This is a genomic window from Dyadobacter sp. AC419 (genome assembly GCF_979253085.1).
Genome location: NZ_CEEDCD010000016.1, coordinates 44845 through 61167, shown reverse-complemented (window position 1 = coordinate 61167; position 16323 = coordinate 44845). Strand labels below are relative to the sequence as shown.

At 46.5% G+C, this 16323-nt stretch carries 11 protein-coding genes and 2 pseudogenes; 7 read left to right on the top strand and 6 right to left on the bottom strand.

Annotated elements, in window-relative coordinates:
- Window positions 1–51: 51 nt before the first annotated feature.
- On the bottom strand, window positions 52–1332 hold the full coding sequence (locus AC0IYG_RS09980; RefSeq protein WP_471710946.1) for a hemolysin family protein: 1281 nt from the start codon (window positions 1330–1332) through the stop codon (window positions 52–54).
- A complete protein-coding gene (locus AC0IYG_RS09975) occupies window positions 1262–1801 on the bottom strand; it encodes a CNNM domain-containing protein (protein ID WP_471710945.1) in 540 nt (179 codons plus the stop codon). Before AC0IYG_RS09975 ends, AC0IYG_RS09980 begins: the two co-directional genes overlap by 71 nt.
- Window positions 1802–1938: 137 nt before the next feature.
- On the opposite strand from AC0IYG_RS09975, the gene AC0IYG_RS09970 reads away from it, so the two are divergent.
- The 4 genes from AC0IYG_RS09970 (at window position 1939) to AC0IYG_RS09955 (ending at window position 8189) form a co-directional block, all read left to right on the top strand.
- Entirely contained in the window at window positions 1939–3144 is a 1206-nt protein-coding gene (locus tag AC0IYG_RS09970) for a DUF763 domain-containing protein (RefSeq protein ID WP_471710944.1), read from the top strand.
- A gap of 115 nt (window positions 3145–3259) precedes the next feature.
- Window positions 3260–6703 (top strand): DUF7133 domain-containing protein, encoded by a 3444-nt coding sequence (locus AC0IYG_RS09965; protein WP_471710943.1) that lies wholly within the window; start codon window positions 3260–3262, stop codon window positions 6701–6703.
- Between the two features lie 95 nt (window positions 6704–6798).
- Window positions 6799–7848, top strand: coding sequence for a hypothetical protein (locus tag AC0IYG_RS09960; RefSeq protein WP_471710942.1), 1050 nt, complete (start codon window positions 6799–6801; stop codon window positions 7846–7848).
- Between the two features lie 5 nt (window positions 7849–7853).
- A complete protein-coding gene (locus AC0IYG_RS09955) occupies window positions 7854–8189 on the top strand; it encodes a DUF6984 family protein (RefSeq protein WP_471710941.1) in 336 nt (111 codons plus the stop codon).
- 7 nt (window positions 8190–8196) lie between these two features.
- On the opposite strand, the gene AC0IYG_RS09950 is transcribed toward AC0IYG_RS09955, so the two are convergent.
- Window positions 8197–9438: an MFS transporter gene (locus AC0IYG_RS09950; RefSeq protein ID WP_471710940.1), complete on the bottom strand. Its 1242-nt coding sequence runs from the start codon at window positions 9436–9438 to the stop codon at window positions 8197–8199.
- A gap of 17 nt (window positions 9439–9455) precedes the next feature.
- Window positions 9456–9863 carry an alternative ribosome rescue aminoacyl-tRNA hydrolase ArfB gene (arfB, locus tag AC0IYG_RS09945; protein ID WP_471710939.1) on the bottom strand — a complete coding sequence of 136 codons (408 nt, stop codon included), beginning with the start codon at window positions 9861–9863 and terminating at the stop codon, window positions 9456–9458.
- A gap of 304 nt (window positions 9864–10167) precedes the next feature.
- On the opposite strand from arfB, the gene AC0IYG_RS09940 reads away from it, so the two are divergent.
- The 3 genes from AC0IYG_RS09940 (at window position 10168) to AC0IYG_RS09930 (ending at window position 12621) form a co-directional block, all read left to right on the top strand.
- On the top strand, window positions 10168–10725 hold the full coding sequence (locus AC0IYG_RS09940) for a DUF6600 domain-containing protein (RefSeq protein ID WP_471710938.1): 558 nt from the start codon (window positions 10168–10170) through the stop codon (window positions 10723–10725).
- Window positions 10625–11506 carry a hypothetical protein gene (locus tag AC0IYG_RS09935; RefSeq protein WP_471710937.1) on the top strand — a complete coding sequence of 294 codons (882 nt, stop codon included), beginning with the start codon at window positions 10625–10627 and terminating at the stop codon, window positions 11504–11506. Before AC0IYG_RS09940 ends, AC0IYG_RS09935 begins: the two co-directional genes overlap by 101 nt.
- A 95-nt stretch (window positions 11507–11601) precedes the next feature.
- Window positions 11602–12621, top strand: a complete 1020-nt coding sequence (locus AC0IYG_RS09930; RefSeq protein WP_471710936.1) for a GntR family transcriptional regulator — start codon at window positions 11602–11604, stop codon at window positions 12619–12621.
- A gap of 50 nt (window positions 12622–12671) precedes the next feature.
- Here the strand turns inward: AC0IYG_RS09930 and AC0IYG_RS09925 are convergent.
- A pseudogene (locus tag AC0IYG_RS09925) lies at window positions 12672–13957 on the bottom strand (sugar isomerase).
- Between the two features lie 122 nt (window positions 13958–14079).
- Window positions 14080–16205 (bottom strand): annotated as a pseudogene (locus AC0IYG_RS09920) (bifunctional aldolase/short-chain dehydrogenase).
- Window positions 16206–16323: the final 118 nt, after the last annotated feature.

Below are 16323 nucleotides of genomic sequence, written 5' to 3'. Positions count from 1 at the left end.
TTGTCCGCCTGGATTGATCATAATTCAGGCGGACAACATCAAGTTCCGGCTTTACTTCACCTCATAATCGATCCGGATCGTTCTTTTTCCTTTATTGTCAGTTTCGCCAATAGAAATGTCTGTGATGTTTTTACTGTTCGTTCTGATCTCGGTTTCCGCCCGCTTCACATTCTTTTCCTTTCTTCCGTTCAAAATATACAGCACGCTGTCTTGCTGATAACTGAAAAGGTTAAATCCATGTTCAGTAACAATGGTGCGCTTGATCAGGTTGTAATTGCCCGTTTCGGGAACTGCGGATGTTGGATTAACCCGAATGCTTTGCGGCGCTACAAAATCATAGATCTCAGATTTATTTCCCCTTATTTGTTCATAAGTCGGAAAACTATCCTTCTTCTTTGCCTGTGCAAATACGGAACTGAATGCGCTTAATAATGTAATGACGATCAACGAACTGAGCTCTTTCATAGCATTCCGGTTTACACATTTTGCTAAGAATGATTTTACAACCTTAATCACCAAAAACGGTGATCTTAACCTGCGAAATGGTCGAGCGCTGTTTTTCAAAACGACAAACTCAAAGTGCTTAGTCTTTAACTTTTCACCCACAGCCGGAATTCTTCCAAATTTATAAATTAGATAACCCGCCAGCGTTTCGTCAGTCGCCTTCTTTCGAGATATCATGCGGCAGTTTATCATTAATGTCCGTGATCGACGCTGAACCCAGCACTGTATATGTGTTATCGCTTTCGTTTTAACAATCGGAATCTCGTTGTCATACTCGTCCTGAATTTCGCCAACGAGCTCTTCCAGAATGTCTTCCATGGTAACAATGCCGTCCACGCCTCCATATTCGTCAATAATAACCGCCATTTGCTGACGGTTAACCTGAAAATCACGCAACAATGCACCAATCGGCTTTGATTCATGCACCGTCGAAACCGGCCTGATCAGCTCGGTAAGCACGATTTCCTTTCCCTGACGCATTTTCAAAAGCAGATCTTTCAAATGTAGCACGCCCACAATCTGGTCCAGTGTGTCTTCATAAACAGGAATTCGAGAATAACCTTCTTCGATGACTTTTTCCAATTTGGCTTCATCAAAATCATTGATATCAATGCCGAAAACCTGCGTCCGCGGAATCATAATCTGCTTGGCGATCCGGTCTGAAAAGTTGAATGCGTTCTTGATCAGGTCATAATCCGCCGCTTCGATCATGCCGCTCTCCTTTTGCTGCTGCACCAGATAACGCAATTCGTCGCTGCTATGAACCTCGCTGCCGTGCGAAGGCGTAATGCCAACGCCTTTCAGGATAAAATTGGCTATGCCGTTCAAGATCCAGACAATCGGGCGAAAAAGCAAGGAAAAAGCCGTGTAGTGGATAGGAAAGAAACAATGTAGTTGCTTCTGGACGTTGAATAGCGATTGATTTTGGGGCTAATTCACCGAAAACAATGTGTAAAACGGTGATAATGGCAAAAGCCGCAGGCAATGCGATCTGATGCGCCAGTTCCGGATCAAGCGATATGCCGACCAGCTCCATGCCGCCGATCAGCACTTTGGAAACAACCGGCTCCCCAATCCAACCCAAGCCAAGACTTGCGAGCGTAATCCCAAACTGCGTTGCAGCCAGATATCCATCCAGATTGGCTACGATTTGTTTGGAAAGAATGGCCATTTTGTTGCCCTCTTGCGCCTTTTGTTCCAGTTGCGAAGCTCTGATTTTTACGATGGCGAATTCGGCTGCAACAAAAAAACCATTTAACAAGACAAGCACTAATGTGATTAAAACCTGGATAGCCATCCTATTGAAAAATACGTTTTGGGATAAAAAAGGAGATTATGCTGCATGTTATGAAAAAATTATTCCAATTAATAACTCCCGCTCATAGGCCGGGCGGCGATCCAGCGGGTTTGTAAATTTTGTAACTTACATCTTATATGAAAAGTGGCCACGCAGATTTGCCTTTACATTACGGAAAAGTGCCCGTTTGGCTAGCCCAGCGCATGAGCGCATTGGGCGGTGCCATCGTGGAGGCAGTCGTGCTAGAATATGGACGCAATGCACTGCTTCAAAAAATGAGTGACCCGTTCTGGTTTCAATCGCTGGGTTGCGTTTTGGGCATGGATTGGCATTCTTCTGGCATTACAACTTCGGTTATGGGCGCTTTGAAAGGCGCTGTTAACAAGAAATCCGCCGAGCTCGGCATTTACATTTGCGGAGGCCGGGGCAAATATTCCAGACAAACGCCATCCGAGTTGCTGGCCATTGCGGACAAAACGGGTTTGGACGGAAACCTGCTCGTTCACAACAGCCGACTTTCAGCAAAAGTGGACAGCACGGCAATTCAGGACGGTTTTCAGTTGTATCTGCATTCATTTGTTTTGTCCAAAGAAGGGGATTGGACTGTGATTCAGCAGGGTATGAACACCGACAGCCGGATGGCCCGGCGCTATCACTGGCATTCCCCATCGATCCAGTCGTTCATTGAGGAGCCGCACACTTCCATTTATGGAGAAAATCAGGGCCGCATTTTGAACCTCACCGACAAATTAGCCGCGCCAACAAGAACCGGAATCCTGGAATTGACCAAAGAAAATCCGGACAAAATTATGCGCGAGATCAGTAGGCTGGTGATGCCCGGCCATCACGATGTGCGCGCAGAAGATGTGAATTTGAAGCGGTTAGGCGCCGTTCTTGCATTAGCGCATGATAATCCGGTTGCTGATATGGAGTCGCTTTTGCTGCTGGAAGGCGTCGGACCAAGGACGGTGCAGTCGCTGACGCTTGTAAGCGAGATCATTCACGGAACGCCCTCGCGCTTTTCTGATCCGGCACGGTTTTCGTTTGCGCATGGCGGCAAGGACGGGCATCCTTTTCCTGTTCCGATTACCGTATACGATGAGTCGATTATGACTTTGGATAAAGCCATTCAAAAAGCAAAACTTGGCCAGAATGATAAGCTCGACGCGCTGAAAAATCTGTCAAAAGTTGCTGGTCAGCTTGAAAAAGATTTTCAGCCTAACAACCGTTTTAATGACATTATCGAAGAAGAAAGAAATAATTCCTGGAAATACGAGGGGCGGACCGTGATGGGAAAAGCCAAGAAGCCAAAAGGCCCAAACGGACAGCTGGAATTGTTTTAATGTAATTTCAATGCCATTTTTGACAGTATAAATTTGCGCTTTGCCGCTCTTTAAAATGCTCTGATTCCGATCAAAACTTAGATTATAACTAAATCCTGAAAAAGGAACTGCTTCAATGATTCCCAAAAAACTTTTACGAAAACCATTATTTATTCTTGGAGCCACTGCAATTGTGGTTGTATCCTGCATGAAAATGTCGCCTAAAAGCGCAAAAACAGGCTCCACTTCCAAAACCAACAGCACGGCTGTCATCATTAAAGAAGATGCTGCAACGGGCAGGACCCGCGCCAAGGAAATCCGTGAGAAAACAGTCGTTAAACTTGCTGACGGCCTGAAATTAGATCTTTGGGCATCAGATTCGCTGGCCCCAGACCCGGTTGCCATTGCTGTCGATGATATGGGAAGGGTTTACCTGAACCGCACCAATCGTCAGAAAAACTCGGAATTTGACATTCGCGGTTACCGCCATTGGATGACGGCTTCCATTGGTTTACAGACCGTTGAAGATCGTCGCGCATTCCTGCGCAGCACATTTGCTCCAAGCAAAAGCAAAGAAAACAGCTTCTTGAAAGATCTTAACAAGGACGGAAGCCACGACTGGAAAGACTTAACCGTTGAAAAGGACGAAGTATGGCGCATCGAAGACACTGATAATGACGGCATCGCAGACGTTTCGATGCGGATTTTGGACGACTTTTTCGAAGAAGTTTCAGACGTTGCGGGCGGCTTGCTCATCCGTGCACACGACGCGTTCGTAGCCATCGCGCCGGACCTTTGGAGATTGAAAGACACAAATGGTGACGGTGTGTTGGATCAAAAAACATCCATCAGTCATGGGTATGGCGTTCACATTGGTTTTGGTGGACACGGCATGTCGAACCCGATCGAAGGTCCGGACGGAAAAATCTACTGGAACATTGGTGACATCGGCGCGAACATTACAACTGCCGAAGGTGTGAAGCACGAGCATCCTAATTCGGGCATTATAGCGCGTTCTAACCCGGATGGAAGCGATTTTGAGGTTTTTGCACACGGATTGAGAAATACGCACGAGTTTGTTTTTGACGAATATGGAAATCTTATCAGCTCGGATAATGACGGTGACCACCCTGGCGAAAGCGAAAGATTGGTTCACGTGGTTGAAGGCTCTGATGCGGGCTGGCGTTCGAACTGGCAGTATGGAAAATACACGGATCCAAAGAACAACAGTTACAAGGTCTGGATGGACGAAAAGCTTTTCAAACCACGTTGGGAAGGTCAGGCGGCGTACATTATCCCTCCTATCCAGAATTTTCACAATGGTCCGACGGGCATGCAGTACAACCCGGGAACGGCATTGGGATCGGCTTGGAAGAATAAGTTTTTCCTGGTTGAATTTGTAGGAAACCCTGCCCGCTCACCAATCTGGGCGTTTGGCCTGAAACCAAAAGGCGCTTCATTTGTCCTGGATGGCGAAAAAAATATTTTGAACGGAATTTTGCCAACAGGCATTCGTTTCGGTCCGGATGGCGCATTATATGTGGCTGACTGGATCAATGGCTGGGATACGAAAAATTACGGCCGGGTTTGGAGATTGGATGTTACCGATGACAAAAACGATCTGAAAGAGCTGAGAGCGATCACAAAGCGCCTTATGCAGCTTGATTATGAAAAGCAAACGGACGACATGCTGTTCTCGCTGCTCGACAATCAGGATATGCGCATCCGCCAAAAAGCACAGTTTGAACTGGCAGCACGCGGCGCAAAAGGCGCAACCGTGCTTAGCAAGGCCATTGCACAAACAGGCAATCAGCTGCAAAGAATTCACGGAATCTGGGGAATGGGCCAGTTGGCGCGCCAGGATAAGTCTTATGCTAATGTGCTCATGACATTGTTGAAAGATTCCGACGAAGAAATTTCAGTGCAGGCGGCGAAAGTGCTGGGCGATGCGAAAATTGCAGAAGCTGCTCCTATGCTGATCCCGATGCTGTCTTCTAAAAATCCACGCATGCAATTCTTTGGTGCGCAAGCTTTGGGACGAATTGCTGACAAGCAGGCTGTTGCACCGCTTTTCGCAATGATCAAGTCCAATAATGATGAAGACGTTTATTTGAGACATGCGGCCGTGCTTGCTTTGTCGCGCATTGGCGAAGTTGAGCCGATTGTAGCATTGTCTTCCAGCCCGGAAAAGTCGCTTAGAACAGCCGCAGTGCTTGTTTTGAGGAGAATGCGTAGTGACAAGATAGCTTTGTTTTTGCAGGATAAAGACGAATATATTGTAACAGAAGCAGCACGTGGGATAAATGATGACTTGTCGATTCCGGCTGCATTGCCTGAGTTAGCGGATCTGCTTAAAGACAAAAGATTAAAGTCCGAGCCATTGTTAAGACGCTCGATCAATGCCGCTTTGCGCGTTGGTACCAATGATCAGCTGGATAATCTGATTGCTTTTGCACAAAGAAAAGATGTTGAAAAAAGTGTTCGTACGGAAGCATTGGCAGCATTGGGAACCTGGGCGAGCCCATCGGTTATGGACCGTGTTGACGGCCGTTACAGAGGTCCGATCACCCGCGATCCTGCACTTGTAAAATCAAAAGTGCAGCCTGTAATTGCTGGCTTGCTGAATGATGATGATTCCGAAACGCTTATTGCAGCGGCGCAAATGCTGACGAATCTAGGTTTATCCGAAAACAATGCTGTATTGGCCAAAATTCTGGCCACGCATAAAGACGCCAAAGTGAGAACCGCCATGCTGGTTGCGCTTAATGAGCTGAAATATGCTGATATGGAAACGGCCATGAAGCTTGGAATGACGGATTCTGACGCGGATGTCCGCACTGCTGCGCTTGGAATGGCAGGAAGTGTTAATATGTCAAAGGAAGCATTATCAGACATTTCCAAAAGCATTTTTGAAAAAGGAAGCGTGAGAGAGCAACAGCAGATGCTGCGGGTTCTGGGCACAATTCCGGTTGCTAAGACGGAAGGGATTTTTGAAGATTTGATTGGTAAAATGTCTGACAAAAAGCTTCCTGCAAGTCTCGCGCTGGATCTTTCAGAAGCCATTGATTCAACCAAATCCAGCACATTGATTGCTAAACTTGCTCCTTTACGTTCAAAAGGAACGACGGTTGCTGATTATCAGGACGCGCTGGTTGGCGGAAATGCACAACTCGGCCGGAGATATTTCATGACCAACTCGGCAGCGGAATGTGTGCGTTGTCATTCGGTCGGCGGACAAGGCGGTGAAGTTGGTCCGAATCTTTCGAACATCGGCAATGTGCTTTCAAGAGAGCAGATATTGCAGGCACTGGTCGAGCCGAGCGCGCGCCTCTCGCCCGGATTTGGTATGGTGGTGCTTACATTGAAAGATGGAACCTCAGCCGCAGGGATTCTTGCTCAGGAAAATGATCACGAGCTGGTCCTCAAAACATCCGAAGCCGAGCCACTCAAAATCGCCACGGCCCGTATCGCAAAACGCGAAAACGTCCCATCCAGCATGCCCCCCATGGGAACGATCATGTCAAAAAGAGAAATCCGGGACGTTGTAGAGTTTTTGTCAAATCTGAAAAGTGGAAAATAACAAAACCCAAAGTCCGGATCCAAGCTGATCCGGACTTTGGGTTTATTGCGCTTTTTAAGCTCGATCAATAAATTCTTCATCAACATCAACTGTGAATGGAATTAGATAAGAAAGAGGCGGCGGCTGTGGAGAAAGCGATTCAGTTTTGGAAGGATAGCGGGAAGGTTTCCGGGGAATTGGCTGACGAATTGAAAAACAGTTATCAATTGCGCAATGCCAATGTCGATGCAATTGCGATTTATGCCTTGATTTCGGCTATTTCCTGCGGTTTACTGGCATTCGGGGCGCTTGTGCTGGATGAAAAGTGGCTGGAATTGCTCCGGAAAAAATGGGGCTTCTCAGAAACCATTTTTGGCATCGGCTTTACATTATTGGCTGCATTATTCATCTTCCTTGCGAAAAGAAGACAAGTCAAATATCCGGCTTCAAAGGCCAGTAACGAGACTTACAACATTACAATCATTCTCACGATTGGCGTCGCTATCACTTACTGGACGCGCAGCTTTACCAATTTCGAGGGCAATTACGCGATCCCGCTTTTAATCGCGACCGTTGTTTATGGAGGCGTTGCCGTATTCCTGCGTTCTACACTCTTGTGGACGGTTATGATCATTTCCCTTGCGGGATGGTGGGGCGCACAAACACACTTTTGGTCGGGTGGAAATTACCGTTTTCTGGGGATGAATTATCCGTTGCGGATGACTGTTTTCGGACTTGCAATCTGGCTTTTTTCAATCGCATTGCAAAGAATGAAGCTCTTGCCATTCTTTCAGGAAACGACTTATTCCATCGGCCTTTTCCTATTCTTACTTGCAGCCTGGACGCTTTCTATTTTTGGAAATTATGATGATTTGAGTGGCTGGACGGCCATTAAGCAAAGCTATTTCTGGTATTGGGCACTTGGTTTTACTGTCTTGTTAACATTGCTGCTCATTTATGCATTCAAAACCAAGCTCGATACATTGCGCGACTTGGGACTCGTCTTTTTCCTTCTCAACATTTACACACGTTACTTCGAATATTTTTGGGACCGGACTAATAAAGGAATCTTTTTTGCCGTCCTGGCGCTTTCCTTCTGGTTTGTTGGAAAAAAGGCGGAGCAATTGCGGAACAAAAATAATAACCTCTCAAAAGTTAATTCCTGACGCATATGAGGCCGATAAGAGAAAACGAAAAAGCGCTGATCCATTTCCTGCTCCGGCGCCTGGATTTGAACCCCGATCATTTCCCGATTAGTGAGCTGGTCGACGAATATGAAGGTGGGAAAATGGGCAGCATTAGTCTTGGAGGCGATGTGAATGGTTACGAAGGAGACCTCATCCAGGCTGAATATGTGGATAGCGACGGCACGCCCGTTGTCATCACATTAACCAAAGACAATCAAAATCACTTGCTGGATCTCGACTTCTGGAAAGTGGATTTTTCAAAATTGATTGATTATCCAAGGCCCGAACAGCTCATTTTTGGCCAGATAGCGGAACAATAACAAGGCGTTACGCTTCTTCATAATCCAGGTCCTTGCCGTAAGTCTCCTCCATTTTCCAAAGCGATATTAGGGCCAGCGAAAAACAAATGGCTCCTACAATGGCGCCAGAACTCAAAACACCCCAACCCGGTTTCAAAAACTGAAACAACGGCAGCGTAATCAGCACTGTGGCTCTTACATTGTTCGCGACAGACGTTGTCACGGTTGCACGCAGGTTAGTTCCAAATTGCTCGGCTGTGGTTGTCAGGAACATGGCAATGTATCCAATCGAGAAACCGAGCCATACATAGCAACCATAAAGGACACCGGGCGACTCGATTCCGCCATAAAGCAGGAATATAACGCCGGCTAATGTCATGGCCATCATCAGTAAGATCGCTTGTCGCCTGGATCGCAGCCATTGGCTCAGAATCCCACTGAAAAAGTCGCCCGTAACGATGCCTATGTATGTATAAAGCACGCACGTAGCAGCCTGTACGTCGGCGGTGATGCCCAATGCTTTTGCAAATTCATTGCCAAATGTTGAGTAAATGCCGATAACCATGTAAGTCGGCAGTCCAATGCCCATGCAGCGGATATAACGTATGAACCGCGACCATTTTGTAAAAATCGTCCACCAGGGCACTGGCTTAGCACCTCGTTTTTCAATGCTTTTGTTAAAAATAATGGATTCGAGCACATTGATCCGCAAAGCCAGCAGCACAAGCCCCATGCCGCCGCCAATAAAGTAAGCCGTTCGCCAATCTGTAAGCTTCACTGCAAAAAAGGCAGCAATGGCACCCGCCAGACCAACACTCGCTACGACGGAAGCGCCGTAACCGCGTAATTCTTTTGGCAAAATCTCGGCAATAAGCGTGATCCCGGCGCCCAGTTCGCCTGCCAGCCCCAAGCCTGCGATAAATCTTAGGAATGAGTAAACTTCAACATTATTAGCAAATCCGCATGCAATGTTGGCAAGAGAATAAGTCAGAATTGAGCCGAACAAGACGGATCTCCTGCCTAGCTTGTCTCCCAATATTCCCCACATAAACCCGCCGATGAGCAGACCGGCCTGCTGCCAGTTATAAATGTTTGCACCAATGCGTGAGATTTCCTCCTCGGAAAGTCCGAGATCTTTTAAACTCGGAACGCGCACAATGTTGAAAAGTAATAAATCATACACGTCCACGAAGTAACCAAGCGATGCAACGATGACAGGAAGCGTGAAAACAGCACTGATTTTAGGTTGAGCAGGAGTGAGCGAATGCATATGATTTCAAAGCGGTGTTAATCCTCGAAAGTTTTTTTCCTAAGCGATTTAATGGTTGAATTGCGTTGCTTGGTTTGCAAGCGCTCCAATTTTGAAGCAAGTGTCGGACGCGTTGACCTCCTGTTTTTTTGTACAAAAAATGCCTTTTTAATCAAATCATCAAACTTGGCAACGACTTTATCCTTATTCGCTAACTGCGAGCGTTCCGTTTGGTGATACAGGATGAGGATTTGTTCATTAGTAAGCTTATTTGCCAGCTTTTCAATGAGTGTTTGTTTCTGCTCGTCGGTAAGTGACGGCGAATTTTTGACATCAAACCTCAGCTCCACTTTTGTCTCGACTTTATTCACATTCTGGCCTCCTTTCCCACCGCTGCGCGCCGTTTGAAAGACCAGTTCATTATGGAGGATTTCAGGGTTGATCATAGTATGCTTTAAAATATTGTTAATGTGTTGTTAATGTTGATGATAACGGATAAGGGCTGAAGTAGTTTACAATTGTCTTAGCATTGGTAAAACGGGTTTATTTTCTTTTATAAAATCAAAACAATATGCTGATAATAAGCATTTTAAAACAAAGCGCTATTTTTCAAGAGAATAACACCCTGCGACTCAACTGGAATTCCGGGACGTTTATACCGGTCGGAGCGCTTTCAGGCGTTTAAACCAAAAACAAATTTCTGTGTCCAACTAACGATTAAAATAAAAATAAAAATTAATCCATATAGCCATGAAAATCATGCGAAAACTTCGGATACTGGGCCTGATCTTGCTAATGCTTGGCGGTGTGTCGGTCTTTAACAAGACGCAGGCGCAGCCCGGAGTTAACATTTCCTTTCAGACATTTTACGAGGAATTGTCTCCTTACGGAAGGTGGGTGCGGACGCCGCAGTACGGCTCTGTCTGGGTTCCTGATGCGCCGCAAGGCTTTCAACCCTACTCCACTGCCGGATATTGGGAGGTTACGGAATACGGTAACACGTGGGTTTCGGACTACGACTGGGGCTGGGCGCCTTTCCATTATGGCCGCTGGTCATTTGATGATTACAATGGCTGGTTCTGGATTCCCGGTTATGAATGGGCTGGCTTGGGTAAACTGGCGCTCGGGTGGCGGATATTATGGCTGGGCTCCGCTTGGTCCGGGCATGCAAGTAAACATTTCGGTGAATCTGCCTTCGTTTTGGTGGGTGTTTGTTCCGCAGCGTTACATTACCAGTCCAAGATGGTCATACTATTGTGCGCCAAGAAACCGCGTTTCGCATTATTATGGCAGAACGACGATCATTAACAATTACTACTATAACAACAACCGGACTTATGCTTACGGCCCGAGACGCGATGAGATCGAACGTGTTACAAGGAGAAGCGTGCCCGTTCGTGAAATTGATGCAAACCGTCGCGGCAGGGTGATCGTGGCTGGAAACAGCCGTGGCAACGACCGGTACGAAAACAGCCGCGACAATAACGACCGCAATGGCCGGGTGAATGAGTCAAACCGCCGGGGATCAACGATTGACGCGGGATCGAGCCGCAGCAACAGAGACAACAGCCCTGTTTACGATGGTAACCGACGCGAAAGCAACAGCCGTTCGGAAAGAGGCGATAATGCTGATTTCAGAAACAATCCTGGTGATGTGAACAACCGCCGGGAAAGCAACAGCCGCTCAGAAAGAGGTGACAATGCTGATTTCAGAAACAATGATCCGCGCAATGGCCGTGTAAGTGAAGCGCCTGGAAATGCTCCTGAGCCTAGAAATGACAGCAGATCGAGCCGTGAGTATGAAATGCCGCGCCAGCCCGAACGCAATGCTGAACGAAGCGTGCCAGCTTATGGCAATGAGCGCAGCAACAGATCGGAACGCAGCTCTGAATCCATGAACCAAAGCCGAAGCAGAGGATCGTATGAGGCGCCTGCTCAACGCGAAAGCCGCTCAGAAAGACAGTCGTCGGACAGAGGCGCGGTCGAATCGAGACGCAGCGAACCTAATGCGAGATCGTCGCAAGGCAATGCGGACAGAGGCGGATCACGAAGCGGCGCTTCCGAAAGAAGCAGCAGAGGACCGAGATAAAAGTTAATTAAGCTATAAAACAGCCGGCGCGGAAAGTAGTTTTCCGCGCCGGCTGTTTTTATTTGGTAGGGAACCCCGAATTAACCACAGGATTGATGGAAATACAATTTGACATTGAGTTTAAGGAAAGTGCGCCGAAATACATGCAGATCATCAAGTCGCTTTTGCAGGCGATCAGCAAGGGTAAATTAAAGCGCGGCGATAAAATTCCTTCTATCAATCAGTTAAGTGAAGAGTATTTGCTTTCCCGGGACACGGTTGAAAAGGCTTATAAACATTTGATCAAAGACGGAGTGCTCATTTCCGTGCGCGGCAAGGGTTACTTTATCAATCGCGTGGACATTGAGACGTCGGTTCGTATTTTGCTTGTTTTCAATAAGATAAGCAATTATAAAAAGCAGATTTACAATGCTTTTGTAGAGAATGTCGGGCGTAATGTGAATGTTGATCTGCACATTCATCATTCCAATGCCAACATTTTCAAAAACCTCATTAAGAACAGTCTCGGTGAATATGATTACTATGTGATCATGCCCCATTTTTATGAAAAAGCGGAAGAGGCGATGGAGGCTTTGAAAATGATTCCGCCGGAGAAGCTCATTTTACTGGATAAAGACATTGAGCTGAGCAGCAAAAAGCATTCTTCTGTTTTTCAAAATTTTGAAAAAGACATTGTTTCAGCATTGAACGAAGCCGTGGATTTGCTGAAAGTCTACAAAAAGCTGATCCTGATCTTCCCCACCATTATTCGCTATCCCAAAGAAATCATTAAAGGCTTTCGTATTTTCTGCATTCAGCACGAATTTGAGCATGAGATCATGTATGATTTTCATGAAAACAGCACGGCTGTGAAGGACACCGCGTATGTTGTGATTGAAGAAAATGACCTGGTGAATCTGATCAAAAGATGCCGGGAACAGCAACTGACCATTGGAAAAGACATTGGCATCATTTCCTATAATGAAACGCCGCTGAAAGAAATCCTGCTGGACGGGATCACGACCATTTCTACTGATCATGAGCAAATGGGAAAAACTGCTGCTGAACTGATCACTGAAAACAGAAGAGCTGTGATCAAAAATCCATTTACATTGATTAGGAGAAAATCTCTATAAATCTCTTTAAAAATGTCCCCGGCTGAAGCCCGGGGCAAATTTAGTTGATTTTAAAGTCCTGTTGCTACTGTAATTTTGCCTCGCTCATTCATGAGTTCATTGCGGACATTCAGACTTCTGAATAAGGCAATCGGATCAAGTGAGCCACCGCTTAGGCGCATGGATTCTCTTACTAATGGCCGAACATCCGTCCGGAAAGCATTTTGTAAGATTTGTTGCGCAAGGACCACGTCATTCTGCATTCTGGCTTGTTCCAGTTTTTTACGATCCACCAGCAGCGCTTGTGCATAAGAAATAAGGATCGCTTCTACGGATTGAAGCAAATCTTCCAACGGATCTTTTACATTATGGCTCGCATCGATCATCCAAGCATACGTGTCAGCCGGGCGGTTTGCGCGTTTCATGCCTTCAACCAATTCAACAAAAATCAGGAACAGCATATAAGGACGAATGCTGCCGACTGTAAGATCGTCATCGCCATATTTCGAATCATTGAAATGGAAACCTGCCAAACGGCCTTCCATCATTAATGTAGCGACGATTTGCTCAATGTTTGCATTAGGCAAATAGGTGTCCCAAATCAACAAGCACATCGGCCTTAGGGCCTAATTTCTGACAAAAAGCAGCGAACTGCCCCAATCCTGAATAACGGTAGAATAGAAATTCGGCTCTGTATGCTTTGTATTCCACATACACTTTCCAATCGTCGGGAAGCGCAGCGTAAATTTCCTGTAAAGATTCCAATGTATTTTGAAATGCCTTTACAAAGTTTGACTGACCCGGAAAGCACGAACCATCTGAAAGCCAGATCGACAATGCTTTTGAACCCAGATCCTTGCCATATTTAATAACTTCAATGTTGTGCTCAACCGCCTGCTTTCTCACGGCAGGATCCACGTGCGACAGCGAACCGAACTCTGAATGAATGCTGCTGATCCTTTTGATCCTGAAATGTGTTGGAATTGACCGCGTCGAAAGTCAGGTCAAGCGAAGATGCAAGGCTGATAATGGACTCAGCCTGTTGCGGAATATCCCAGGGAATGTGCAGCGAAATCGAACCGCTTGACCGGTTAAGGGCATGCAGCAGGCCGACATCTTCCACTTTTTCTTCCAAAGAACGAGGCTCGCCGCCACCGGAAAATCTTCCAAACCGTGTCCCGCCTGTGCCCAGTGCCCAGCTCGGAATGGCCACCTGGAAAGCTCCCAATGCACTGATCACTTCATTCGCATCAATCCCCTGCTCGCCCAACTGTTCATTCAAAAACGAGAACTGATTGTTGTGGCGCGACAGCAGGCTGTCATTATGCTGGTCAATTTTATATTGGTCGATTTTCATCGCTTCTGATTTAGAAGATCATTGATTTTATTTTGATCAATTTGATCATGTGTGATCATTTAGATCAGTTGATCTATTTTAGTGCTGATCCCCGGCTTGAAAGCCGGGAGAAACTGTTTTTTTTATCTTAGGAATGCTGCGGGGACGCCTCCGTCTACATTGATGACATTTCCGGTGCTCTTGTTGAGCAGGCCGCTTACAAAGATGTAAACTCCGTTAGCAATGTCTTCCGTGTGGATTTCTGCATTCAAAACTGTTCTTTTTGCGTAGTAAGCAGGAAGTTCAGCAACGCTGATGCCATAAGCTTTTGCGCGACCAGCTGCCCATCCGCTTTCCCAGATTTTGCTTCCGGCAATTACCGCGTCAGGGTTGACAACATTGACACGGATTTTATCCGGACCAAGTTCAGCAGCCAAAAGGCGTGACATGTGCTGTTGAGCAGCTTTTGCAGTTCCGTAAGCCACGTTATTTGGCCCTGAAACAATTCCGTTTTTACTGGCAATGTTGATAATGTCTCCGCCCAATCCTTGCTGACGCATGATGGCAACGGCTTCCTGAGAAACCAGGAACTGACCTTTTACCAAAACATCCTGCAAAATATCCCAATCCTTGATCGTTGTTTCGGCCAAAGGTTTTGAGATGGACAATCCTGCACAGTTAACAACAATGTCAACGCCGCCGTATTTCAGTTTTGTTGCGTGCAATGCAGCTTTGATCTGATCGACTTCAAGCACATTAGCTATTGTGGTTGAAGAAAAATCTTTGCCAAATTTTGCGTCGAATTCTGCCTTAGTTTCAGCAAAGTGCTTGCTCGTCAATGTCAGAAATGACCACGCAAGCGCCTTCTTGCAAAAGCTTTAATGCAATCGCTTTTCCTATGCCGCCTGAACCGCCCGTAACGATCGCAATTTTGCGTGAAACCGACTTTTCTTTCGGCATACGCTGCAATTTTGCTTCTTCCAGCAGCCAGTATTCAATGTCAAATGCTTCTTGCTCAGGCAATGAAACGTAAGATGAAATCGCTTCCGCGCCTTTCATGACATTGATTGCATTGGTATAAAATTCCGCAGCAACACGCGCAGTTTGTTTGTCTTTGGCAAAAGAGAACATTCCCACGCCTGGCAATAAGATAATCACCGGGTTCGGGTCGCGAACGGCCGGGCTGTTGTCGTGTTTGCAACGATCGTAATATGCTTGGTAATCAACCCGGTAAGCTTCGAATTGCGGACGGATCTGATCCAGGATCTCCTGATCTGTTGCGCCTAGCTTTTCAAATTGGAAATCCAAAACCAGCGGACGGATTTTCGTGCGCAGGAAGTGATCCGGGCAGCTTGTTCCTAATGGCGCCAGCTTATCCAGGTCATTGCTCGCGATGAATTCCAAAACGCGCGCATCGTCGGTAAAGTGACCGATCATTGCCTGCTGATCAGACGCAAGTCCGCGCAGGTAAGGAGCAAGTTTTCCGGCGATTTCGGAGCGGCGTGCTTCCGGCTCGCTTTCCAAACGTTGTCCACCAAAAACAGGACGCGTCTTGCCATAATTATCAGCCAGATATTCCGACGCTCTTTCGATCGTGTCCAGCGTATTAATGTAGGATTCGTAAGCTGTGTCGCCCCAGGTGAACAAACCGTGTCCGCCCAAAACGATGCCGCGGATTCCCGGGTTCTCCGCCAATGCCTGTTCCAGTTTTAATCCAAGATCAAAACCGGGACGTTGCCAGGGTACCCACGCCAGTTCACCGTTAAACAGTTCTTTTGTAATGGCTTCGCCTTCTTTGGATGCAGACAATCGCGATCAATGCGTCCGGATGTAAGTGGTCAATGTGCTTAAATGGCAACAGACCGTGCAATGGCGTATCGATGGAAGGTGCTTTGGATTTCAGATCATAAATGCAATGGTTGAAAAGCTCCACCATTTCATCTTCAAATTCCAGTCCGCGGTAAATGTTTTTCAGATTATGCAGGCGATCCTGGTAAAGTCCAGCCAGGCCGCTTCTTGTCAAAGTGCCAATATCACCGCCAGAACCTTTGATCCACATTACTTCGACAGGATTGCCGGTCAGCGGATCTTTTTCGATGGTTTTGCAACTTGTGTTTCCACCCGCATAATTGGTCAGACGTAGGTCTGCGCCCAACAGATTGGAGCGATACAAAAGAAGCGCCACCTGATCGTCGCCAAGCGAAGCTGCTTTACCTTCATCCCACAAATAGCTTACATACCTGTACTGGCTTACATTAGAACTGCTCATATTTTTTTAGTTAATTAATTATCATTTTTGAGGTAAAAGGTCTCATTTCCACAAAGGAATCTGATTTATAATTACTACTCTGTAACGGGCACAAGATTAGAAAACTTACCCAATCCCA